Origin of the sequence: Zhongshania sp., assembly GCF_029212375.1 — a bacterium.
GTDB lineage: Bacteria > Pseudomonadota > Gammaproteobacteria > Pseudomonadales > Spongiibacteraceae > Spongiibacter.
Genome location: NZ_JARGNU010000001.1, coordinates 110,776 through 134,234, shown reverse-complemented (window position 1 = coordinate 134,234; position 23,459 = coordinate 110,776). Strand labels below are relative to the sequence as shown.

Annotated in this window: 20 protein-coding genes; 6 read left to right on the top strand and 14 right to left on the bottom strand. The window is 49.6% G+C overall.

The window, feature by feature from the left end; genetic code table 11:
* Window positions 1-19: 19 nt before the first annotated feature.
* From P1U47_RS00570 to P1U47_RS00545, 6 genes are all read right to left on the bottom strand, one after another.
* On the bottom strand, window positions 20-781 hold the full coding sequence (locus tag P1U47_RS00570) for a VIT1/CCC1 transporter family protein (RefSeq protein ID WP_301026562.1): 762 nt from the start codon (window positions 779-781) through the stop codon (window positions 20-22).
* A 29-nt stretch (window positions 782-810) separates the two neighbouring features.
* On the bottom strand, window positions 811-1,275 hold the full coding sequence (locus tag P1U47_RS00565; protein ID WP_301026561.1) for a phospholipase D family protein: 465 nt from the start codon (window positions 1,273-1,275) through the stop codon (window positions 811-813).
* A gap of 169 nt (window positions 1,276-1,444) precedes the next feature.
* A complete protein-coding gene (locus P1U47_RS00560; RefSeq protein ID WP_301026560.1) occupies window positions 1,445-2,536 on the bottom strand; it encodes an AAA family ATPase in 1,092 nt (363 codons plus the stop codon).
* 17 nt (window positions 2,537-2,553) lie between these two features.
* A complete protein-coding gene (locus tag P1U47_RS00555; RefSeq protein WP_301026559.1) occupies window positions 2,554-4,809 on the bottom strand; it encodes an ATPase, T2SS/T4P/T4SS family in 2,256 nt (751 codons plus the stop codon).
* A gap of 203 nt (window positions 4,810-5,012) precedes the next feature.
* A complete protein-coding gene (locus tag P1U47_RS00550) occupies window positions 5,013-7,412 on the bottom strand; it encodes an efflux RND transporter permease subunit (protein WP_301026558.1) in 2,400 nt (799 codons plus the stop codon).
* 14 nt (window positions 7,413-7,426) lie between these two features.
* Complete coding sequence (locus P1U47_RS00545) at window positions 7,427-8,266, bottom strand: VacJ family lipoprotein (RefSeq protein ID WP_301026557.1); 840 nt, start codon at window positions 8,264-8,266, stop codon at window positions 7,427-7,429.
* Between the two features lie 395 nt (window positions 8,267-8,661).
* Between P1U47_RS00545 and P1U47_RS00540 the strand changes: the two genes are divergently transcribed.
* Window positions 8,662-9,882, top strand: a complete 1,221-nt coding sequence (locus P1U47_RS00540) for an acyl-CoA dehydrogenase family protein (RefSeq protein ID WP_301026556.1) — start codon at window positions 8,662-8,664, stop codon at window positions 9,880-9,882.
* 142 nt (window positions 9,883-10,024) lie between these two features.
* Here the strand turns inward: P1U47_RS00540 and P1U47_RS00535 are convergent, their stop codons facing one another.
* From P1U47_RS00535 to P1U47_RS00515, 5 genes are all read right to left on the bottom strand, one after another.
* Window positions 10,025-10,282, bottom strand: coding sequence for a cytochrome C oxidase subunit IV family protein (locus tag P1U47_RS00535; RefSeq protein WP_301026555.1), 258 nt, complete (start codon window positions 10,280-10,282; stop codon window positions 10,025-10,027).
* A gap of 1 nt (window position 10,283) precedes the next feature.
* Window positions 10,284-10,856 carry a cytochrome c oxidase subunit 3 gene (locus P1U47_RS00530; protein WP_301026554.1) on the bottom strand — a complete coding sequence of 191 codons (573 nt, stop codon included), beginning with the start codon at window positions 10,854-10,856 and terminating at the stop codon, window positions 10,284-10,286.
* 321 nt (window positions 10,857-11,177) lie between these two features.
* Window positions 11,178-11,510, bottom strand: coding sequence for a hypothetical protein (locus P1U47_RS00525; RefSeq protein ID WP_301026553.1), 333 nt, complete (start codon window positions 11,508-11,510; stop codon window positions 11,178-11,180).
* A gap of 2 nt (window positions 11,511-11,512) precedes the next feature.
* Window positions 11,513-12,880 (bottom strand): acyclic terpene utilization AtuA family protein, encoded by a 1,368-nt coding sequence (locus tag P1U47_RS00520; RefSeq protein ID WP_301026552.1) that lies wholly within the window; start codon window positions 12,878-12,880, stop codon window positions 11,513-11,515.
* Between the two features lie 124 nt (window positions 12,881-13,004).
* Window positions 13,005-13,796, bottom strand: coding sequence for an enoyl-CoA hydratase/isomerase family protein (locus tag P1U47_RS00515; RefSeq protein WP_301026551.1), 792 nt, complete (start codon window positions 13,794-13,796; stop codon window positions 13,005-13,007).
* Between the two features lie 234 nt (window positions 13,797-14,030).
* Between P1U47_RS00515 and P1U47_RS00510 the strand changes: the two genes are divergently transcribed.
* A complete protein-coding gene (locus P1U47_RS00510) occupies window positions 14,031-15,176 on the top strand; it encodes a phosphotransferase (protein ID WP_301026550.1) in 1,146 nt (381 codons plus the stop codon).
* 37 nt (window positions 15,177-15,213) lie between these two features.
* Here the strand turns inward: P1U47_RS00510 and P1U47_RS00505 are convergent, their stop codons facing one another.
* The 3 genes from P1U47_RS00505 to P1U47_RS00495 form a co-directional block, all read right to left on the bottom strand.
* Complete coding sequence (locus P1U47_RS00505) at window positions 15,214-15,969, bottom strand: LuxR family transcriptional regulator (protein ID WP_301026549.1); 756 nt, start codon at window positions 15,967-15,969, stop codon at window positions 15,214-15,216.
* Between the two features lie 141 nt (window positions 15,970-16,110).
* Complete coding sequence (locus P1U47_RS00500; RefSeq protein ID WP_301026548.1) at window positions 16,111-16,902, bottom strand: enoyl-CoA hydratase-related protein; 792 nt, start codon at window positions 16,900-16,902, stop codon at window positions 16,111-16,113.
* A 64-nt stretch (window positions 16,903-16,966) separates the two neighbouring features.
* Window positions 16,967-17,737 (bottom strand): SDR family NAD(P)-dependent oxidoreductase, encoded by a 771-nt coding sequence (locus P1U47_RS00495; RefSeq protein WP_301026547.1) that lies wholly within the window; start codon window positions 17,735-17,737, stop codon window positions 16,967-16,969.
* A gap of 359 nt (window positions 17,738-18,096) precedes the next feature.
* On the opposite strand from P1U47_RS00495, the gene P1U47_RS00490 reads away from it, so the two are divergent.
* From P1U47_RS00490 to P1U47_RS00475, 4 genes are all read left to right on the top strand, one after another.
* Complete coding sequence (locus tag P1U47_RS00490) at window positions 18,097-19,638, top strand: HAD-IB family hydrolase (protein ID WP_301026546.1); 1,542 nt, start codon at window positions 18,097-18,099, stop codon at window positions 19,636-19,638.
* The gene (locus tag P1U47_RS00485) at window positions 19,635-21,053 is read left to right on the top strand and encodes a wax ester/triacylglycerol synthase family O-acyltransferase (RefSeq protein WP_301026545.1); all 1,419 of its coding nucleotides are present in this window, start codon (window positions 19,635-19,637) and stop codon (window positions 21,051-21,053) included. Before P1U47_RS00490 ends, P1U47_RS00485 begins: the two co-directional genes overlap by 4 nt.
* 79 nt (window positions 21,054-21,132) lie before the next feature.
* Window positions 21,133-22,542 (top strand): DUF3336 domain-containing protein, encoded by a 1,410-nt coding sequence (locus P1U47_RS00480; RefSeq protein ID WP_301026544.1) that lies wholly within the window; start codon window positions 21,133-21,135, stop codon window positions 22,540-22,542.
* Window positions 22,543-22,577: 35 nt separating this feature from the next.
* Window positions 22,578-23,411, top strand: coding sequence for an alpha/beta hydrolase (locus tag P1U47_RS00475; protein ID WP_301026543.1), 834 nt, complete (start codon window positions 22,578-22,580; stop codon window positions 23,409-23,411).
* Window positions 23,412-23,459: the final 48 nt, after the last annotated feature.

Here is a 23,459-nt window from a genome sequence, read left to right as displayed (position 1 = left end):
CCCCCAAGCGGTAAAACGCTTACCCAGTAGAGATATTAAAAATTTCTCGCATAAAATGCGCGGTAAAATAGGCGACGGCCGCAGCCGCGCCACCAGTAAAGAGCGTACGCAATCCTGAGGTAATTAAGGGCTTAGCTACCGCAAGGCTTTTTAGCATACCTATTACAAAGAACATTATTCCGGCAAGAACAGCACTCACCGTAAATTGTTGATTCATATTCAAGGTAGATACCAAATAAGGCATCAAAGGAATAACACCCACAGAAATAAACGCGGCAAAGGTTACCCCAGCAGACATCAGTGGATTTGATGTGGTTTTACTAAGCCCGTGTTCTTCCATTAGCATAACGTCGAGCCATACTTTTTTGTCGGCGGTTATGGTGTTTACAATGCGTTCAAGCAAGTCGCCGTCGAAGCCTTTGGCTTTAAATATCTGCCGTATTTCCTCGCGTTCACCCTCGGGAATTTGCTCAATATGCCGCGCTTCCGACTTCCTTACACTCTCAATAAATTCTTGTTCAGCCTTGCTTGACTCGTAATTACTCACCGCCATGCTAAAACCATCAGCAAACAAATTTGCAAAGCCGAGGATTATCGCCACCGAAGAAGGAAAGCCTGCACCAACAGAGCCAGAAACCACCGCAAAGGTCGTTATACAGCCGTCAATTCCACCCAATACCGCATCAGAAATATTTTGCCGTTTGGGAGCTAGGGCTAAACGTTTACGAATGCTCTCGGGACGATGGTCCAAGATGAGGCCTTCTTGATCTTTACTATTCACACTCTGCCCCTTGGGTTCGCTCTCTAAAACTACGTTTGTAGATGGCATTGCAGTTCATTCAAATGCGCCCTGATTTCTTTCTGTAAAGCATCACCAACTTTGCCATTCAAATGGACACTAAGCTCTTGACTCGCAGATAAGCCGCCGTTGGTAATATTAGCTGAGCCAATCACCGCAGTGTATTCATTGCCAGTTTGGAAGTAATAAATTTTTGAATGCAGAGTTCCGTGCCTTTTGCCAGCCATGAGATGTGTCACGGCTGGCCAGTTAGCAATAATGCCAGCGGAATTTTTCTTGGTGTGACCTCGGTCCGAAAATATCGTTATTTTTGAATTTTTTATAATTGCTTCTTCAATGGCAGGGGCTAGAGCCAATATTCCCTCAGGCTTTATCCACCCAGAGCAAAGCACCGACTCTTCTGAACTTGCGATTAAAGACGCCAATAATTCTTGGTGGTTGGCCGTCTTTAAATTATGGGTTAATTTAATGTTCATTTAATCGCTCTAAAGTGTGGAAAATGGCGCGATCAATTTACACCGCCAAAAATGATCGCTGAAGGATAAAGATCAACAAAAGGTATTGCGCCCGTCTCTGCATTCGGTAGACAAAGGCATTGACCCTACATCTATCATTTTTGGGGTTCGGCTCGCAACTCACCATCCATCATGCTTTAAGAATATTGCTTTGCTCGTAGAGCTCTCGCCAGTGGCTACCGAGTTTGTTGACAACTTCGGTGTCGAAATAATGTTTTACACGACGACGGTCTTGAAGATTATCTTTTAAGGTGGCGCCGAGTAAAAAATGAATCATATCCGCGGGCCGTATTTTTCCATCGCCATAATAGTGCGCATACACGCCCATGGCGTGGGCTACAGAAACCGCCTCGGCGGTTGACATTACCGCCGCTGCTAAGCGGTCGGTGCTGCGACCACTTAAGGTTTGGCCGTTGCGCAGTTCGTGAAACACCGTTACCAGCATTTCTATAATCATAGGTTCGAGTGTGACGGCTACCCCCGATCGCTGTAGTAATTTATTGGCCTCGCGCTGTACTACGTCGATCTCGTCTTGAAGATCACTAATGGCGGCGATGGTCTCAAAATTCATGCGCCGTTTTAGCGCCGCACTCATAGCATTTAAACCTTTATCGAGGGAGTTGGAGGTAGCGATAATATTAAAGCCGTCGCGGGCATAAAGTGTTGCGGCGTCATCGCTAAGCTCGGGTATGTGCAGTTTGCGTTCAGAGAGAACCGATAAAATGGCATCTTGTACTGGCGCTGGGCAACGCGCCAATTCTTCGAAGCGCACCAATTGGCCTGCGGCCATACCGCGGTAGATCGGGCCGGGAATCAATGCCGCTATAGACGGGCCATCGCGTTGCAATAGCGCTTCATTCCAGCCATACAGCAACTGCTTGTAATGTGAGACCGCCCCGCCTTGGATAGTAAATTGAGAGTGACCAGATACCGCACAGGCCAGCAGCTCCGACAGCAACGACTTTGCAGTGCCGGGCTCACCAATGAGCATTACACCGCGATTGGTTGCCAGTGAAATAATCACCCGCGTGAGCAACTCCCGCGGCGCAACAAATTTGCTCTCGATACCGAGTTTGTCGTTGCCGAGAATAAAATGTTCTACCGCAAACGGCGATAACAGCCAGCCAGGGGGCGCTGGCGCGGTGTCCCATTCACGAAGTATTGTTAGCTCGTCGCGGTACGCGTCTTCTGCAGCGAGCCGTTGTATTGCCTTCTCAACCATAACTGCTCCTCGTTAACCTATGGCTGCCACTCGCCGCGTTTTTCAGGGGCCATGCGCTCTTCTGGTAAAATACGCGGCAGTTCACTCAGTGGAATATTGCCTTGCACCACGTGATCTAGGGCGCTGTCGCGCATGGTCACCAAACCCGAGTCCAGCGCCTGAGCGCGCAATTGGCCCATGGGGATGCGCCGCGAAATACTGTCGCGAAGCTCGGCGTTTAAGTGCAGGTATTCGATAACCGCAACTCGGCCATGAGTGCCCGTACCGTTGCAGCGCTCGCACCCTTTGCCGTAAAACACTCTAAAATGTTTAGGAACATCGTGAGGAAATAGCTCTTTTAAAATAAGTTGATCTGGCTCGGCCTCTTGCTTGCAGTGCTCGCAAATACGCTTGGCGAGGCGCTGCGCCATGACCGCCAACAACTCGCTTGCAAGGGAGTTGGGGTGCACATTAAGGTCGAACAAGCGCTGCACCGCATCTATTGCGTCGTTACTATGCAAGGTCGACAACACAATATGCCCCGTTTGCGACGCCCTTATGGCCTCGAGCGCGGTCTCGTGGTCGCGAATTTCACCCACCAGAATCACATCGGGGTCTTGGCGCACAAACGAGCGCATGGCATCGGCAAAACTAAAACCGATCTCTGTTCGAACCCGCACTTGCTGAATGTCGTCTATAGAATATTCCACAGGGTCTTCAATGGTGATAACTTTGCGACTAGTGTCATCGGCCAGTATTTGTAAACCGGCATTTAAGGTGGTGCTTTTCCCCGAGCCAGTGGGACCAACCACTAACACTAAGCCTGCCGGATTATTCAATAAACGGCGGTACTGGTTAGCAATCATTGGCGCCATGCCGAGACTGTCGATACTAATAAGTGGTGAGTTCTGGGCCAATAGGCGAATAACTACGTGTTCGCCATGTAATGCCGGCTGCACCTGTACCCGCAGATCATAGCGGGCATCGCCTACCCTTACTTGAGCGCGGCCACTTTGCGGCAAGCGACGCTCGGCAATATTCATCTCGGCGCGCAACTTCACTACGTTTACGAGGCCCCGGTAGTCTGTGCGGCTAATCTGGTAATGTTGTAAATCCTGCAGCTCGCCATCTATACGAAGTCGCACTCGCACGCGGTCGCGGTATATTTCCAAATGAATGTCGCTCGCGCGATCGGCCACGGCATCAAGCAGCAAGGCCTCATACACCCCAACCATGCGTGCATCTGGGGTTTCGCTGTCGAGCAGATCTTTATCTTGGCCGTCCGGCCTCGCCTCTTTCGTTTCACCAGCAATACCGCTTTGTTTCAACCTGCGGTTTAAAGAACTCCACAAGCGCCGAAAGTCGACTGGGGTTACCAAGACCTTTTCAATTTTTAGCTCAGGAAAGACCAGCTGAACCTCCCGCATAGAGGTGTTAGGACGCGTACAAGCCACCACTAAATTTACACCCTCTGTACAGAGCGGTATCGCCTGTAAATGATCGAGGAAGGCGGTGGAAAACTGCGAGAATATTGTGGGGTCTGCACTACCAGACAGTTCTTCCATCGACCGCAGCGGCAAGCCATATTGCGTTGCCATCGAACGATAGAGTTTCAGTTCATCAAGATGCTGAAATTTATTTATTTCATCAACTATCAGAGTGTGGTTTGCGTCTGCGAGTTTACGCGCTTTGGCCAATATCGCGGGGCTGACCAAGCCTAGCTCAACAAAAATTTGATCGTCGCTCTGGGGCAGATCGACATAACCGTGCTCGGTGCGCACTATTTTATGGTTGCCTTGGTTTTGATACTTAACCAAAACCGTGAGTGAGGCCTCGCCGCGCTCCATACAAATAAATTGCCCATCAGCCGCGAGCTGCTCCCATAAGTGCTCGCGCTTAGCAATATTAGGTGTAGCAACTAAAATAAGATCGAAGGGGCCATCGCTAGGTGCGCCGTCACTTCCCTCACCAACGCGGAAATCGACGTTATGAATACTCAGCGCTGCAAGCTTTTCACGGGCAATATCGGCAAGCAGGTAGTTTTTTTCAATTGCGATCACATGGCCGCCGATACCCGCTAACACTGCCGTAGCATAGCCCACACCCGCGCCAAGATGCAGAATGCGTGGCGATGCTGGCAGGCGACACAGCGCTAAACTTCGCTCGATTAGCTCACGGGACGGAACGCTCCGCCCCACCACCAATTCATGCTGGGCATTCTGAATAAAGTGCTGACGATCAACCGCAGCTAACGCTGCGTCGTAGCTATGACTATTCGGGGTGTTTGCTGGCATAAAACAACATCTTGGCTGTGAAAGAGACGATTTTAATTGATCTGTAACAGAATAATCTGTTTCAAGTCATGTAAAGCACCACTAAGCTGATAAATTTCTTAGCTCGGCCGCGGGATCCATGGCGAACTACGTAGATTCATTACAATATAGTCCATAAAAACCTGCTCGTATTACCGCCAGCCTTTGCATAATGCTATTCACCTCTACGCTAATGACTCGTCCTTTTTAGATTTTCGCACAAACTTCTGCAAAAGCGCTGGCAATAAGGTCAGGTCAGCCACCAGTGCAATAATAATTGCCAACCCTGTTAGCAGCCCAAATAGCACTCCCGGCACAAAATCTGAGAACGCCAACAAGGCAAAGCCAAGCGCTATAATTAACGAGGTATAGATCAAGGCGTAGCCAACGCTGTGATGACTGCGGGCAACGGCCTCCTCTGGCGAGTGTGTGGCAAGCTCCTGAAGATAGCGATGGGTATAGTGAATGGTGTCATCCACTGCGATCCCCATGGCAATGGCCGCTATAGTCATGGTCATAAAGTCGAGGGGAATTGCCGCCCAGCCCATTACCCCAAGCACGGCGATGGCCGAAATAATATTGGGAACGATGGCGATGAGTGCAATCCGCAGCGACCGAAAAATAACAAGGAAGGCGATTGTTAACGCAATAAAGACTGCGCCCAGGGTAAGTATTTGCGAGGTAAAAAGCTGATCGAGCATGGATTGGTAAAGTACGAATAGCCCGCTGAGCTGATAGTTTTCTGGCGCTACGCCCAAAGCTTGAATTTTGCTATGTATCTCATCTAGTAAGGCGCCGCGATCTAAGTCTTTGGTGCTGTCTTTAATTCTGGCACTAATGCGCAGCTGCGCCGGCGGCTCTATAAAATAGCTACTGAGTAGATCTTCGCGAATATTTTTATCTAATGTCCAGTAAATCGCCGTGAGTTCATACTCGGTAAGCGGTTTGTTATTGTTTAACTGCTTGGCCAGTTTAGTGAAATCCACAACCGAGAGCGTGGTGCCCATGGCATCAAACTCGTCAATCGCCTTCTGAATACCTTGCACCGTTTGAATATCACGCGCCCGCAACAGCAAATTCTTATCGGGGCTCGCTGGCGGGGTATACACAATATCTAAGGGGGTCGAACCGCCAAACTCCTTATCGATAAAACTGAGTTCTTTATAAACGTCAGTATCGCTACTAAAATAATTTATAAAGCTGTTTTCAACGTCTAAGCGCAGCGTACCGGCAACACTCACGCCAAACACTATCAGGCTAAGCGCGATCATCAAAGCAGCGCGTTTTACACATAGCTTCTGCAATTTTTGCAGTGGCGAGCTAAGCCTGCGGCTAGACTTATTAATATGCTCTCGTGGAAACAACAGCAATAAGGCGGGAAACAGCAACAGCGTACACAGGATTGTCACCGCCATTGCCAAAATCATCATTAAACCAAAAGTACTTACCGGCTCAATATCGCTGAGCAGTAAAGACGCAAAACCGAGGGAGGTAGTAAAGCCTGCAAAAAAACACGGCGCAATCTTTTCTCTTAAGGTCTTTAAAACCAGTTTTTTTTGTGAAAATTTAGGGTTATTCTCGGCTTCTTCGCGGTACTGAACAATTAAATGGATCACTATCGCCAAGCTAAGAATCAGTTGCAGCGATATAAAATTAGACGAAATTACCGTTGCTTTTAAGCCCAGTAAGCCGAATGCACCCACCGTAATAAACAAATTACTAGCGCAGCACAGCACGGTAATAAGCAGCCAAGTAAAACGCCTAAATATCGCGTAGATCAGCAAGCAAATAACTAGGGCAATTGCACTGCCAAACACCTTTAGGTCGTGCTGAATTATATTAATCAGCTGATAACCCAGCGCGTGCATACCACCCAGATACAGCTCTGCATCGCCGCTATATTTCTTAATAATGCCGCGAAGCTGCTCTATTTCTTGGTTGCGGGTTTCCCGCAAGCTGCTCTCCAGCGGTTCACGCTTAGACTTTGCGCCTTTTAACGCTGCTTTATCTGCATCACTGAGCGGGCCTTTTAGGCGCTTCGCTTGAATGGCGAGAATCTCGGCGTCGAGGTTTTGCAACTTTGGGTTTGGCTTAAAAAGAATTTGTATGCCACTGGCGGTTTGCTCGTGATTTACCAGCAAGCCGTCATAGATTGGATGATCTTTGAATAAATCCGCTAACTCGTGCTCACTAAGCTGAAGCCGCTCTTGGCTAAATTCGCTGGGATCGATCTCGGCACTCAGCGCTTTACCCGCCTTGGAAAGCAGTGGCACATTCATTACCGAGCGCACCGCCTTAACCCGTGGCAGACTCCCCACTTCCTTACTAATACTGCTTATATTATGCAGGTTCTGCGCCGAGAAAATACGCCCTTGTTTTGGCTTGTAGGCAATAATTAGAAATTCTTCAGGGGAGAACTTTTGGTTTATTTTCTGACTTTCAATAAAGTCGCGATTGTCTTCTGAAATAAGGGTGTCGGCCGAAGCGTTAATTTCAAAGCTGCGGCTATGCCAAGCAAATACCCCCACTAATACAAAGAACACCAACAGTATGAGTTTATGACGAGAGAACAAGGTCTCGAGCATGTATAAATTCCTTGTTATTGACTGTCGGGCTGCAGATTTGTATCGGAGCCTTTAAATTGCTGGTCACGCAACAAGCCCTGCAAATACATATTTCTGAAAAACAGATAGGGATCGTCGCTTTCATCGCGCAGGGTTTCATACTTTTCCGCTGTTGGCGCAAAATTCTGCAGCGCATCCGCAGCCATAATCACGCTGGTGTCTGGCTGCTCAGTAAGATAGGGAATCGGATTTAGCAAGTAATCGGCAACCATGCCCGTGCCACTGCGTAAATCGGCTGGGCCAAGAAACGGCAAAACAAGGTAAGTGCCGTAGCCGGTACCGTAATGAGCCAAAGTGTCGGAAAATCCAGTTTCCTCTTTGGGCAGCGAAAACCACGCCTTGGCGGGGTCAAAAATACCAACAATGCCAATGGTGGTATTGATCAGAAAACGGGCCGTGGTGGTGCCCGCCTTACTGGGCTGCCATTGCAGCAAGTGATTAATAATATGAATTGGAGCTTTGATATTGGCAAATACATTACTAACGCCGGTTTGTACGGGCTGCGGGGCAATATAACGGTAGGTATTGGCAATTGGGATCAGGGCGTAGCGATAGCTAAAGTCATTAAAGGCAAACATTGCCCGATTAAAGCCAATTAATGGGTCGTTAAACTCGCTTGGCTCATAGCTCACAACGGTGATTTCATCATCACTTAAGTTGCTAGGCGCTGTTTCCGCGGCAATAAGCGCAGAACTCACACCAATGGCCAGCAAGAAAACCAATGCCAACCGAAAGCTATGAAACAGCCCGTAAACAGGCTGTTTTAGCGATATTTGGCCCGCAGTATGCAAGCGTGTAATCTCTAATAAAGGCATGCATTTACCGCATTTTATTGTTACGTTTACCGGTGCAACTCGTGTTCCGGCGCCAAAGTTTAGAAGGCCGCAGTACTAAATCGTTCCCTCCTCCCGCTTGGCATGCCCAGTACTACCAAAGCCCAGTAAAACTAAGCCAAACTTTAGGCTGGCCTCTTAAAGCGCAAACCACGCTACCTTTACGATGCTTTGGTTCAAGCCTAAATTGCATAGCCTAAATAGCTTGAATATTGGCGTGAACCAGCCCCCTAGCTGATAAGCTAGCCTAATATCGACAAGCATACTCTTTAATCGCGTGCTTGTTCGTAACACCCAGTAATAGCGCAAAACAGCTGCGCTGCGCGCGATATGGGCTAAATAAAACTCATGCATTTTCTACTACCCGGGAACGTATAATGACAACGATTAGACGCCGCTCAGACGAACTTTTTAACGACCTTTATCTGCCAGAAGAAACCCTAAAAATACGCCAAGAAGTTCGGGAGTTCGCCGAAGACGTAATTCGTCCGGTTGCACATAAATTAAACACCACCCCAGAATCAGCCGAGGGCTTCGCCCGCGAGCAATTTGATGCCATGGCAAAAGCGGGCCTTTACGAGATTCCCTACCCTAAAGATGTTGGCGGCCGCGGCCTTGAATTTCCCACCTTAGCAATAATGACCGCCCTTGAAGAGCTGGGTTACTATTCTGCCAGCTTGGCATCGGCGTTTTACGACGGCCAAGCCATTCTGGTTGGTAAAACCTTAGACGGCGCCCAAGACGAGATCCGCAGCAAATTTCTGCCCATGCTGATTAAAGGTGAATTCGTTGGCTGCTTTGCCACCTCTGAACCCGGTGCCAGCACCGACCTGTCGGCGGCGTCGATGGAAACCATTGCCGAGAAAGTCGATGGCGGCTACCGCATAAACGGTGTTAAACGCTGGATCACCAACTCCCCCGCTGGCGACTATATTCTCACCTTATGCAAAACCGGCGATGCTCTCACTATGTTGCTGGTCGACATGAAGCAAGAGGGTGTCACGGTTTCGGCCCCCGATCTAAAAATGGGCAACCATGTTCAGCAAACTGCTGATGTTAGCTTTGTTAACGCCTTTGCCGCAGACGACCGCGTGGTTGGCACCGTAGGCGGTGGCCTGCGCACCGCGATTAAAGCACTGGTGCAAGGCCGGATGGGCATTGGTGCCATTGGCTGCGCGATGGCTCAGCGGGCCTTCGATTTTTCTACCGACTATATGACCAAGCGCAAGGTGTTTGGTCAGGAGCTGGCGCGCTTCCAACACTGGCAGTACAAATTTGCCGAGTACGCCATGCAAATTGAATCTGCTCGCAACCTCTACCAAAAAGCCGCCCTGCTGCACGACAAAATGGGGATTGCCGACACCGAGGCCGCCATGGCCAAGCTCGCCGGCTCGCGGGTTGCCTGCGATATCGCTAGAGATGCAATTCAAGTGTGTGGCGCCTACGGCTTTGTTAAAACCCTGTCGGGCACTGGCCAGGAGTTTCCGCTCGAAGCCATTTACCGGGATTCTAAAATTGGTGAGATTTACGAAGGTGCCAATGAAATTCAAACTTGGGTTATTGCCAGACGTATTTTTGGCCGGGAATTTACCGGCTGATTTACCGAGGAAGCTTGACGCGATTCGCTCTACACTGAAGAGCTAGCAAGAGTTGCTAGATGGCATCAAAGAGCTCGCTCCTTGATGCCAAATCATATTGCGCATTTGTTCAGTGACGCGATACTGGGCTGGGCTTGAGCGGCTACGCCATTGAATACAGTACGATCAAGGCTGTGCAGCAAATAATACCCCAAGCTTCGCCAGCCAAGCGCAGGGCCAAAGGCGCATGCTTAACCTCCATAAAATGAATTATCACCAGCCGCGTTTTAAAAAACGCGATCAGCAGCATTACCGCGGGAATATTTAAAGTAGCGTCGCCACCCATAAACCAAGAGACAACAGTGGCCAAGGCGAGCAGCGCCCAAATTGCAGTATTAGATTGCAGGAACATTGATTTCATATTATTTAATCAAATAAAGAAGAGAGAAAAGAATGATCCACAATAGATCCACCATGTGCCAGTAGGTTGCCCCGCTCTCGAGTAAAGCAAGGTCATTTGCAAGGGGATTATTGTGACGCAATCTTAAAATCATATAGGCCAGCACAGCCATACCAATTATTAAATGTAAAAAATGAATACCGGTAAAAATATAGTAGTACATGAAAAAATCATTGGTGGTTAACGTAATACCATGTTCGATTTTTTCACCGTATTCAAACACTTTTACAATTCCAAAACCCAAGCCGCATAACCAGGCGAGTGAAAGACACTTACGCGCCAAGCTCCTTAGGCCCTTTCTTACGGCGCTCATACCCATAACCACAAACCACGAGCTGGTGAGCAGCAATACCGTATTTAATGCGCCCCAATTTTGATTAAGCTGCAATTGTGATTGCTGAAATAAGTCAAGATCAAAACTGCGGTAATACGCAAAGGTTACAAAAAACAAACCGAAGATACACATATCGCCGAACACAAACACCCAAATTCCGGCTTCGCCTGGAATATGCTTCTCTTTTGCTAAACTACTCACAAACGCCCCTTATTTATTTTATGAATATATCTTAAAGCAAGGATTATACTCACCGCTAAGTGAATAGAAACTAGTACTCCGCTTTGCTGATGGCAAAAACGATACAAAATAGCTTTATGAGCTAAGCCAAACAGCGACCTAGACAAGTATTTTGGCCGAAAGAGATCACATTAGCGACCGAATTGGGGGATATTTTGGATGGCGTCGATTTGTATAAAAAGGTATTCAGAATTAATTACAGCAGAAAAAAATAATGGCAGATCATAAAATCTGCCATTATCGATATTAAGCCCGACATTGCGCCGGGCTTAAAAGCGCGAGTTAAGCCAGCAGCTCGTCCGGCACGTCCATTTCCATGAACAGGAGCGCTAGGCCATGTACTTTACCCTGGGCGTCCATAATCAAGGTTTCAGTGCCACCACCGCCAAGTGAATCTTCAAGGATAAAATTTAGCGCGTTGAGGTTATCTAACTCATAGCGCGTCACTTTACCAAAGCAGATTTCTTTAAAGTGCTCTTTTACCATCTCGGTGGTCAGGGTCTTTTTAAGAAACTGATAAATCGCTGGGGTGCGGGCTTTAATACCCACATTGGAACCGTCGCCTTTATCACCGCTGCGGGCAATGGCAATATCCATCAACTGTACTTTAGCCATGATTATACTTCCTCTACCGTAACGGTGGTGGTGACTTTGGTTTTGTCGATCAAGGCTGGCCAATAGCCAACAATCTCGGTTGGCCGTGGACGACCCGCCGCAAATCCAGTAACACCCACTGGGCCGCTAGTAATCAGTGGCGCAACTTCTCTGCCCAGCAGATTAAGCAGTTCTTTGTTCTGGCTCTTCGCGCCGACCCGAAGCAATACTTCTGCAGGCTCTTCGCTCTGTTTCACAATGCCTTTGTAGCAAACATTAGTGCCAAACACTTCTACAAAGCGATCTTCTTCTGGAATCGGCGTGCCGTAGAGCGCAACGCGGTCAAACAAAATTTGTGCTGCCAGCTCTGCTTTTGCAACCGCATCTGGCGCGGTATAAGTCAGGGTGCCAACAATTTTGTAGCCGTTTTCATAAGACATCGACACTTTGTAGGTCGGTGTTGGCGCGCTGCCCTTAATACCAGATACACGTACACGATTCTCGCCATCTTGCTCTAGCTGAATCGTGGTGAAGTCGGTCTGGCAGTCTGGTCCAAGGTAGCCCTTTGGATCGCCTAGTTCGTACAGCAACTGTGAAGAAATGGTGTCGATATTTACCAAGCCACCTGTACCTTCGTGCTTAGTAACCACAAACGTGCCGTCAGCTTTGGCTTCTACAACTGGGTAGCCAATGCGGGCAAAATCGGGTACAGATTTCCAATCGCAATAATTACCACCAGTACACTGGGCGCCACATTCTAAAATGTGACCCATAACCGTGCCAGCAGCTAGCTTGTCGAAATCGTCCATCGACCAGCCAAATTCATAAATTAACGGCGCAAGTACTACCGAGGGGTCAGTAGCGCGGCCAGTTACCACAATATCGGCGCCCAATGCCAAGGCGTCAGCAATCGGCTTAGCACCAATATACACGTTGGCGCTCGACATTCTGCTCAGCACTTGCTCAACGCCTTCGCCAGTATCGAGGTTTTTAAAGGTTTCGCCAGACTTCATCAGCTCGGGAATCTGGTCGAGAATATCGTCGCCTTCCACAATACCGATTTTAATGCCGGTAAGGCCCAATTCTTTAACAACTTCTTGGATGGCCTTCAAACAGCCCCGTGGATTAACACCACCGGCGTTGGCAATAACTTTAATGCCCTTTTCTTTACACGTTGGCAGAATCTCTTTCAGCATCGATACGAAATCGGTAGCGTAACCCAGTTCAGGGTTGCGCAAGCGCTGCTTCTGCATAATGCTCATGGTTACTTCGGCCAAATAATCCAGCGTCAGATAATCCAGCGGGCCTTCCGACACCAGACGTTTGGGTCCTAGGAGACTGTCGCCCCAAAAACCCTGTCCGTTGGCGATCAGTACGGTTTTTTCACTCATAGTCAGTACCTATAGATCGTGTAGAAAATGGTGCACCACAATTGCAGTGCTTGGCTTACTCGCTTAAACCGTCCTTGGCATACATACGCCAGAACGATGACATTTTTTAACTATTCAATTGGTTTTACACTATCCAGCTGGGTTTACGCTTTTCTAGGAAAGCGGTTAAACCCTCTTGGCCTTCAGCGCTGCCGCGGGTTTCAGCAATACGTTTACTGCTGTCGGCGATTAGCTCGGGGGTAATCTCGCGGTTTGCGTAGTCGATAATGAGGCGCTTTGCTTCGCCAACGCCTCGCGGACCATTGCGCAGAAGGCTCTTTAAAATCCGCTCGATGCCCTCGTCTAAATGCTCGTCAGACTCGACCAACTCGGTAACCAAGCCCAACTCCCTAGCCTTGGCCGCATCAATAAGTTCGGCGGTGGTGAAATAGCGACGCGATGCGCGCTCGCCAATGGCGTTAATAACATAGGGGCTGATAGTTGCCGGAATCATACCGACTTTTACTTCACTTAAGCAAAATGCCGCCGCTGGCGATGCCACCGCAATATCACAGCAGCTCACCAAACCAACACCACCACCAAAGGCAGCGCCCTGTACTCGGGCGATTGTCAATTTTGGCAAGGTGTTTAAACGGCGCAACATTTCAGCCAGTAATTCGGAATCGCGCAGATTCTCTTCATAACCATACTGCGCCATGCGCCGCATCCAATTTAGGTCGCCACCTGCACAAAAGCTCTTACCGGTAGACGCCAATATTAGCGCTCTTACCGAATCATCTTGCGCTACTGTCGCAAATGCCTCGCTCAACGCCGCCACTACGGTGTCGTCGAAGGCATTGTGTATTTCTGGCCGAATAAGGGTTACTGTCGCTACGCCACGGGCATCTACAGCATAATGAATTGGGGCATCCGACATAATTTGGTCTATCCTCTACTCGTTAGAAGTGCTGATTCGTAGGCACAAGGAGTGTCAGGCACTGCGGCTCGATTGCCAGTCAGCGATATAAGGCTCAAAATATACTACACATGCGAACCTTTCGCTAGCCTTTATATTGACGGAAATCCGTCTATCGAAGAACGGCGCCCAGCCTGTTAGCCTTAGTTACATCAAAATAGTCAATTCAAACAATAAGCATCAGGTGAATTCATCATGAAAATGAACTTCGAGCAAATAAAAGCCGCCTTTGACAAGGAAACCGCCGAGCGTAAACCCGTTCGCAGTCGCGACGAAATACCCATGGCCTTTGAAGACATTACCACCGACTGGTTAGACGACGTACTTGGCGCAAAGGCCAATGGCACAAAGGTGACAGGCTTTACCCTTGGCCCCGAAGACGAAGGCACATCAAGCCGCCGGCGCATTGAAATCCAGTACAGTTCAGAGCAACACAGCTTGCCCCGCAGCGTATTCTGTAAGGCCACATTTGCCCTACCCAGCCGCTGCCTGCTCGGCATGAATGGCGCGATTGAAGGCGAAGTAAAGTTTTACAATATTGTTCGGCCACAGCTTGATATCGAAGCGCCTACCGCGCGCTTTGCGAATTTTAATCCAGACACCCTTAACTCGATCGTGATGCTAGATGACATGACCGGCAGCGTCACGTTTAGTGACCACACCACTGTAATTACTGAACAGCTAGCCAAGGAACAGCTGAGCATTCTCGCTAAACTCCACGGCAAATATTATCAAAGCGAGGCGTTAAAATCTGAGCTATCGTACCTCAACACGTGGTCTGATTTTTTCACTATTACCGCCAACGAAGCGGGCTTTGGGCCGCAGGCCGACATTGGTTTTCAAGAAGCAAGAGAAGTCATTCCAGCCAACCTATTCAAAAAAGCCGACCAAATTTGGCCCGCCACCCTCGCCAGTGTAAACGCGCATAAAAGCTTGCCGCACACCGTGGTTCACTCTGATGTTCACCTTAAAAACTGGTATATCACCGCCGATAAACACATGGGCCTGAGCGATTGGCAATGTATGTGTGTTGGTCATTGGGGCCGCGATTTAGCCTATGTGATCTCGACCAGTTTACCCACCGGTGACCGTCGCGCTTGGGAAAAAGATTTAATTCAGCATTACTTAAAAGAATTGAAAGCCAATGGCGGGGCCGACACTCCCTTTAGCGAAGCATGGAATTACTACCGCCAGAACCTGTTCGGCGCGCTCGCATGGTGGACACCGGTACTCAGCCCCAATCCCGATGTGCCAGATATGCAGCCCCGCGACACCAGCTTGGAGTTTATCAGCCGCATGACTCACGCGATTGACGACACCCAAGCGCTAGATAGCTTGTAAGCACCCCAAACCACCCTGAGCAACTAACAACCACGTTTTAGTGACTCAGGGTGGCGATCAAGGCCGTACGACTGTGAACGGCAAATTTTTTGTAGATACGACGCAGATGATTTTCAATCGTGTACTCCGACAAGCCCAAGCAGGCACTTATCTGTTTATTGCTAAAGCCCCGCAACATTTCGGCAAGCACGTCTTTTTCTCTTGGTGTTAACACCAGTAAATGCCGCTCCGGAATATCAGCCAGCGGGCAAGCCGATTTACTAGACTCACTCTCTCGCCACGAGCTGAGAATACCGCTATCGATCATATGATCTGCCGCGCTTAGCAACCAGTTTTGAGTTTTGTCCACGGCACTCTCCGCATAAATATGCCGAGACTGACGCGCACCTTGACCCAATAGCATTCCCGCCACCAAGTAAAACCGCCGACTTAACTGCCGCGACAAGGCCGCGGTTTCAATATAGCCAGCGCCGCGTAAGGCATGGGTGTAGTAAGTGCCCGAGGCGCTAAACTGTTTAGCGGGCAAATGCGACATGCCAAGCTCACGAACACCTAACAATTTATCGCTAGCGCCGCCGTGGGGCAGCAATGGATCATCACGAAAAACGCTTTGCCGATAGACAGTAACCAGCTCCGGCGCTATACCAGTATTATACAAAAAACGGATCGACGGGCCTTCATCAGACACATCGTAAAGGAAAAGTGCCAGCTCGCTTGCGCGGCTAGTGCGTAGAACATCACGACTGTAAGCGGCGTTAAGGGAATTAAACTCCGCGACTGGGCTGAGGGACATACAATGCATCCTCGTCGCAAATTTGCTTGGCTACACCGCAGGGTTTTATCAAATTATAATGCGGTCCAACACGATCAAATACTAAGCAAATAATCGACGGCGAGCTGTTACACACAGCACACCGCCGATGATTAGCAAGGCTTAAATGAACTTACGAAAATCGGGCTTACGCTTCTCATTAAAGGCGTTAACACCTTCTTTAGATTCGTCAGTATCGTAGTACATTTTAACCGCGTTCAACGCCATCATACTGGTGCCGCGAATCGACTCGCTGTCGCAGTTGAATGAGCGCTTCGCCAAGGCCATTGCCGTTGGGCTGTGCTGCAACATGGTCTCGCACCAGCTGGTCACTTCGGCTTCTAGCTCTGCCGCCGGCACGACCTTGTTTACTAGGCCCATATCGGCCATTTCTTGAGCGGTATAACGCTTACACATATACCAAATTTCGCGCGCTTTCTTCTCGCCAACAATACGCGCTAGGTAAGCGGTACCCCAGCCAGCATCAACTGAACCCACTTTAGGTCCAACTTGACCCATTTGCGCGGTGTCTGCAGCAATGGTCAGATCGCAAATGGTTGCAAGTACATGACCACCGCCAATTGCATAGCCATTTACCGCCGCAATAACAGGCTTGGGAATATCACGAATTGCTGATTGCAGCTCATCAATTGGCAAACCAACAACACCGCGGCCATCGTAGTCGCCATCGTGATTAGACTGATCACCACCGGTACAAAATGCTTTATCGCCAGTGCCGGTTAACACCACAACACCAACAGTTTTGTCGCTGGCAGCGGTCAAAAATGCATGAATCAACTCTTCAATGGTTCTTCCGCGAAAGGCGTTATAGACCTTGGGACGGTTGATAATGATCCACGCCGCGCCATTGCGGTTTTCGTAAATAATGTCTTCGTAAGGTGTAGTCGCAAACATAGTGTATTCCTTGTAAATAATAACTCACCGACAACACCCCTTTTCAGGGGCGTCTGCAGTGGTGTCAGCTCATGGTCAAACCGCCGGAAATCGAGATTGCCTGCCCAGTCATATAGGAAGCGTCGTCGCTGCCTAAAAAGGCGATCATACCGGGGTAGTCATCTGGCTGTGCCATGCGACGCAATGGAATGCCCTTGGCCATAGACTCTTTCCACTTTTCAGCTTCTGGGCCAGTTCCTACCACTGCCGCCATGGCTGGAGTATCAGTGGGACCAGGGCACACTGCGTTAACCAGTACGTTGCTGCGGGCTAGCTCGCGGGCCATCGACTTAGTAAACGCGATAGTGCCGCCTTTACAAGCAGAGTAAACCGCTTCGTTGCTCGTGCCAACACGGCCAGCATCCGAGGCAACATTCACCACACGGCCGCCTTTGCGCTCAGCCATGCGCTTACACACTGCAGAATGCAGGTTGATTGGGCCAAGCAAGTTAAGGCTTATAATTTTTTGCCACAAATCGGGGCCGGTAGTTAAGAAAGGCGCGGGCTTGTCCCAGCCAGCATTGTTAACCAGCATCCAGATTGGTCCCAACTCGTCTTCAACCTTGGCAACCGAGGCCTCTACGGCGGTAAGATCGGTGATATCTGTCATGTACGGCACCACAGATCCACTCGCGCCAGCAGCTTTTGACTTCTCAACCACCGCAGCCGAAGCCTCGGGATTGATATCAAACAAAGCTACATGACAACCTTCTGCCGCTAAACGAAGCACAATCGCTTCACCAATACCGCTACCACCACCGGTTACAATCGCTATTTTTCCCGATAAGCCTTTCAAAATACACCTCTCTACTGTTATCTGAGCTTGACGCGAGCGCATTAACGCCCACCCGACATGCAACCACTTTTTGCGGCCTAATCACCGACGACATAGAGCATCGTCGCTACTAAAGTCATTATAGACACAGACTTAGCAACCTTACAATACGCTTGCTATCGTTTTGCATACTAATTAATATTGCAATATAAGCATAATCCGGTTATAGCTAAACACCAAACTAGCAGAAACCTATCTAGCGCAACACTTTACCTGCACCAAGTAAACAAAGAATATCTGTTTTCACAGCACCGCAAAAACATATAATTTGCAATAGCTTAACGATGAGCAACGCAATCTACACACGAGGGATACCCATAGTGTCGACCACTGATGACTTGCTAGCCGAAATCAACAATACACTACCAGGGCCAAGCACGTTGGCCCTATTTGATTTTGACGGCACCATAATTGCGGGTTATTCCTCGCTATTTATCTTGCGCGAGCAATTGCGGCGCGGCGATATCACCAAGCACGATTTTGCACGGGTGGTACTTGCGATAATTAACCATCAGCTAGGGCTGATGGATGATCACGGCCTTATGGAGCTTGGCGCGTCATTCTTAAAAGGCAGTCCTGTACAGGAATTTAGCGACTTGTGTGAACACGTCTACGAGACCCAGCTCAACAAGCGGATCTACCCAGAAGCGCGGGCGCTCATAGCCGCCCACCGCGCTCGCGGCCACATTGTTGCTATCGCCTCGTCGGCACCGGAGCAAGCGATTAGCTTAGTGGCACAACAACTTCAGATCGACCATATTGCCAGCTCGCACTATGTGGTTGATCAAGATCAGTTTACCGGCACTGTTACCATGCCCGTTTGCTGGGGCTTTGGTAAACGGCTGGCCGCCGAGAAATTAGCAAGCCAGCTAAATTGCAGCTTGGACAACGCCTTTTTCTATACCGACAGCGATGAAGACCTACCGCTGTTAGAGGTTGTTGGTCACCCCACCGCCGTCAACCCCAATCCGCGCCTTAAACAGCACGCCGATTTCAAAGATTGGTTCAGTGTCGATTTTAAACCCCGCCGCTGGCGATTGCGCGAATTAGGCGGCACTGCGGGGGTTTATATATCGCTGGTCGCAAGCTACCTCGGCGGTTTAGGTGTCGCCCACCTTGAAGGCGACCGCAAACGCGGCCGCGGCTTTATGCTGAAGCACTTCACAGACAGCGTGTGCAAATTAATCGGCATGGATATCGAACTAATCAACGAACATTATTTACGCGACAACCCCGCCAGCGTGGTTATTTTCAATCATCAAAGTAACGCCGACGGCTTTATTATTCTCAAATTATTGCGCGAAAATTACGCGGGAATCGGCAAGCGCGCATTTGGTAAGGTACCCTTATTATCAGATGCCTATGAGTTTGCAGGAGTGATTCCCATCGACCGCGACGACAGCAAGAGCGCTATTGCCAGTATGGCGCCATTAATAGAAGCCATCACCAAAGAGGGTCGCAGTGTCGCAGTGGCCCCAGAAGGTACTCGCAGCAGTACGCGCAAACCTGGCCCGTTCAAAAAAGGTGCATTTCACCTAGCCTTAGATGCAAAAGTAAATATCGTTCCCGTGGTAATACATAACTCCCTAAATGTGCAAACTAAGGGCGACTCGCTCTATCACTCAGCCAAGGTCACCGTCGAAATTCTGCCGCCCATCGACACCAGTCACTGGAAGCGAGCAGAGCTCGACACCCACATTGCCGACGTTAGGCAACAGTATTTGCAAGCGCTGGGCTTTACAAGCCCAGAGCCAAGCCAGGTCACAGCTGCGCCATTACCTGCAGCGAAAAAATCGACTCACTCTCCAGCGCAGCCGACCCCAATCAAAAGGACTCCACGCATCAAGAAGGCGACAACATGAAGCAGCTTAAGCCACAAGACGCTCAGTTTCTTTATATGGAAACCGAAAATAATTTATCTAACGCCACCATGATTTGCGTGTACACACCGCCCGAGACACTCGAGCCGGGCCAAGCAGATTACGACCCACTGGCAGCGATCAAATTACAGTTACAAAATCGACTTCATCTAAGCACTATTTTCACCCACCGCATCAAGTCAGTTGCGATGAATCTCGACTACCCCTACTGGGCAAAAGATCCGCATTTCAAGCTTGAAAACCATCTTAGCGAGACCCGCGCAGCGGCGCCTGGCGATCGTGCAGCGCTAAACAAGGCCGCCGCCGACTTCCATTCTCGGCCGCTGGATTTGCGCCGTCCACCGTGGGCAATTCATCTCATTAGTGGTTTAGACAATATTGAAGGCTTACAAAAAGGCAGCTTCGCTCTGCTCATCAAGATTCATCACGCGGCCATTGACGGCACCTCGGCAATGCAGCTGTTTCTCGGCTTGCACGACGACAGCCCCGATGTGCCCGACACCCCCCAAAATGCCGAAGCCGTCGAGCAAGCCTACCCCTACCCGCGCCGCCAACAATTGCTGCGCACTGCGGGCAATAATTACCTAAACTCACCGATTAATGCCGCCAATCGCGTTTTTACCCAGCTAAAATCACGGCGCGTTAACAAAAGCCAAACCGAAAACCTTCCGCCAGTGAAAAAGCCGCCGGTGCCGAAAACCCGTTTTAACCAAGCCGTTAGCCCGAGCAAAAAGCTTGCAACGCACATTTTTTCACTAGAGCAACTCAAATCCCTGCGCAAATTAGCGCCTGGCGCCACCTTAAACGATGTGATATTAGGCCTCTGCAGCGGCACCCTGAACCGCTATCTAGACCATCACGGTGAATTACCCAATACGCCACTGGTCGCATGGGTACCCATTAACGCACGCAGCCCCGGTGGCGCTGCCGACGACGGCAATAATATCAGCGCTATGGCCATTAATCTGGCCAGCCAAATTAGCGACCCCATCGAGCGCTTGCAGCTTATTGTTGCAACCACCCAAGATGCCAAGGCCGCACGCACCGGCCTAGCCGCGCGAATGGTCACCGATCTAAGCCAACAGTTGCCCAGTTTAGGGATGGCTGCGTTCACCAAATTACTACTTGCGTCTGGCGTTACCGGAAAAATGTGCAATCTCGCCATTTCGAATGTGCCTGGGCCAGCAAAACCCTTTTATTTACGCGGCGCCCAGTGCCGAGAACAATACGGTATGGTACCGTTAGGTGATCATATGGGCCTGTTTTTTGTGGTGATGAGCTACAACGGCGCACTTAGCGTTACCATCACCACCACAGAAGATATTCTTCCCGACGACGATTTTATGGTGAACTGCTTACAAGCGGAGTTCGCGCTGTTGTGCCAACTATTGAAATAGCGATTCAAAATTGGCTAGGCACAATAGCACTCGCTCCCGCAGCACTGCACTCAGCTCACCCATTACGAACGGATCACCAATGACGCAAGCTAGCAACTACAATGAATGGCGTGAAGCCGCAATTGAGCGCGATCGCAAAACCGGCATGATCGGCTGGCGGCAAGCGGAAAGCAGCCGTTTGTACGACTACCGTTCAATTCGAAATAGGCTGACCAAGCTCAGAGAAAAGCGGGCCGGAGGAGACACCAAAGGCCTCTTATTTGCCCTAAACGAAGGAATTCACGGCAATATGGCGGGCATGGGCAACGCGCTGCTATACAAGCGCGCCGCCTTTGGCACCAAATTGCTGATCGACGAATACACCACCGAAATCGGCGAGGCCTTATTGCACCTCGCAAGCAAAGACGTCACCGACATCACTTTGGCACAAAAGGCAGACTTTTTTCAGCGCGCCAGCCATTGTTTCGGCCGGTCTGCGCTAATGCTTAGTGGCTCTGGCACGCTGTTTTATTTTCATTTAGGCGTTGTAAAATCACTGTGGGAGCAAGACCTACTGCCCAAGATTATTAGCGGCTCCAGCGGTGGCGCGTTAATAGGTTCATTGGTTGGCACCCACTCCCGTGAACAACTCGAAAAAATCTTTGACCCAGAATATATTCGCTTCGAAGTTGAGCAAAACAACGGCGCACTGCCAAGCTTTGGACTGCTGCGCCGGCAACCAATCTCACTCAAAGTGGTAACCGAATTATACAGCCGCCTAATCCCCGAAATAACCTTCCAAGAAGCCCAGAAATTAACCGGTTACAAGCTAAATGTGTCGGTCGCGCCCGTGGAAAAACACCAATCATCGCGACTCCTTAATGCCATCGCCTCGCCCAACGTACTGGTGCGCGACGCGGTAATGGCGTCAAGTGCGTTTCCTGGCTTTTTTCCCGCCGTTACCCTTCAGGCCAAAGACGAGCACGGCAATATTCGCCCCTACCTCGAAGACCGCAAATGGATTGATGGCTCAATCTCCGACGATATGCCAATAAAGCGTATTACCCGTTTATATGGCGTTAACCACTTTATCGTCAGCCAAACCAACCCTGCCGCACTGCCCTTTATTCACCGCGAAAAATCCTCGGTTGGGCTAGCTGTCATTAAACGTGCGTTTAAGAACACCACAAGAGAGTGGCTGTTGGCGGGTAATAAACTACTCCGCCATCCTGGCGCAAACCAGTCTGCATTTAATAGCGCCGCGACCATGCTCGGCCAAGTGCTCTCACAAACCTATACCGGCGATATTAATATTCTACCGCCCAGCCGAATACACAACCCAATGGCCTTATTGGCGGGTCGCAGCAGCGAAGAAGCGCTAGCACTGATCAACGCTGGCGAACAGGCAACTTGGCCACATATTGAACGGATTCGCCTGCAAACCCATATCAGCCGCATATTGGATCAAATTCTGACGGAACTCGATTCTCAAATGCTGTACTCTCAGTAAATATTGAATCTAGCAATTTAAGGAGCGGTTTTAAGATGGCAGCACAAGCAGAAAACTTCACTAATGCCACTGGAACACGCATACACACCCGAAGCTGGCAGACGCCAGCACCCAAGGCCCAAATTGTTATACTGCATGGGTTGGGGGAGCACGGCGAGCGCTATCAGGCGCTGGCCACCACCTTAAATGATAGTGGCTATAGCTGTTACGCACTCGACCACGTCGGACACGGCTTGTCTGACGGCGAAAAAGGCCATATTGACGACTTCGCCATTTTTGTCGACACCGCCGCTGAGTTTATAGCGAAGGTGCGCGCTACCGCGCCCGATTTACCCTGCTTTTTAATTGGCCACAGCATGGGTGGCGTCATTGCCACCAATGTGCTAATTGAGCACCCAGAGTTAGTTGACGGCTGCGTGCTGTCTGGTCCTGCGCTGGCAACCGATGAAGCAATCGGCCCACTCCAACAACGCATTTTAAAAGTGATTGCCGCGCTATTCCCGCGTCTACGAATTTTTGCGGTTGATCCAAAACTAGTGTGTAGCGACCCAGCGGTAGTGGCAGACTATATCAATGACCCTCTCGTGCTCAGCGGCAAAGGCAGCGCAAAATTAATCGCCGAAATCTTATCTGGCAGCGCGCGGGCATTATCAAGGGCCAAATCCATTAAAACCCCCATGCTACTGTTGCATGGAGAGCAAGATGCGCTCGCCCATCCAAATGGCTCACGAACCCTCTACAATTTAATATCCTCGGCCGACAAGAAGTTAGTCATCTACCCCAAGCTCTATCACGAAATTTTTCATGAATCGTGCAAGTACGAAATTTACCGCGACCTCGCGGAGTGGCTAAATAAACATGTAAAATAGCCACTATGTAAATTATTAGAACACTGACACGGATCAAAAAAACCGCCA

Coding starts and splice junctions, on each gene's coding strand:
- P1U47_RS00540 (WP_301026556.1), top strand. CDS start 8,662: ATGACAACGATTAGACGCCGCTCAGACGAACTTTTTAACGACCTTTAT.
- P1U47_RS00485 (WP_301026545.1), top strand. CDS start 19,635: ATGAAGCAGCTTAAGCCACAAGACGCTCAGTTTCTTTATATGGAAACC.
- P1U47_RS00545 (WP_301026557.1), bottom strand. CDS start 8,266: ATGCCTTTATTAGAGATTACACGCTTGCATACTGCGGGCCAAATATCG.
- P1U47_RS00550 (WP_301026558.1), bottom strand. CDS start 7,412: ATGCTCGAGACCTTGTTCTCTCGTCATAAACTCATACTGTTGGTGTTC.
- P1U47_RS00555 (WP_301026559.1), bottom strand. CDS start 4,809: ATGCCAGCAAACACCCCGAATAGTCATAGCTACGACGCAGCGTTAGCT.
- P1U47_RS00500 (WP_301026548.1), bottom strand. CDS start 16,902: ATGTTTGCGACTACACCTTACGAAGACATTATTTACGAAAACCGCAAT.
- P1U47_RS00480 (WP_301026544.1), top strand. CDS start 21,133: ATGACGCAAGCTAGCAACTACAATGAATGGCGTGAAGCCGCAATTGAG.
- P1U47_RS00535 (WP_301026555.1), bottom strand. CDS start 10,282: ATGAAATCAATGTTCCTGCAATCTAATACTGCAATTTGGGCGCTGCTC.
- P1U47_RS00525 (WP_301026553.1), bottom strand. CDS start 11,510: ATGGCTAAAGTACAGTTGATGGATATTGCCATTGCCCGCAGCGGTGAT.
- P1U47_RS00560 (WP_301026560.1), bottom strand. CDS start 2,536: ATGGTTGAGAAGGCAATACAACGGCTCGCTGCAGAAGACGCGTACCGC.
- P1U47_RS00515 (WP_301026551.1), bottom strand. CDS start 13,796: ATGTCGGATGCCCCAATTCATTATGCTGTAGATGCCCGTGGCGTAGCG.
- P1U47_RS00565 (WP_301026561.1), bottom strand. CDS start 1,275: ATGAACATTAAATTAACCCATAATTTAAAGACGGCCAACCACCAAGAA.
- P1U47_RS00510 (WP_301026550.1), top strand. CDS start 14,031: ATGAAAATGAACTTCGAGCAAATAAAAGCCGCCTTTGACAAGGAAACC.
- P1U47_RS00520 (WP_301026552.1), bottom strand. CDS start 12,880: ATGAGTGAAAAAACCGTACTGATCGCCAACGGACAGGGTTTTTGGGGC.
- P1U47_RS00475 (WP_301026543.1), top strand. CDS start 22,578: ATGGCAGCACAAGCAGAAAACTTCACTAATGCCACTGGAACACGCATA.
- P1U47_RS00505 (WP_301026549.1), bottom strand. CDS start 15,969: ATGTCCCTCAGCCCAGTCGCGGAGTTTAATTCCCTTAACGCCGCTTAC.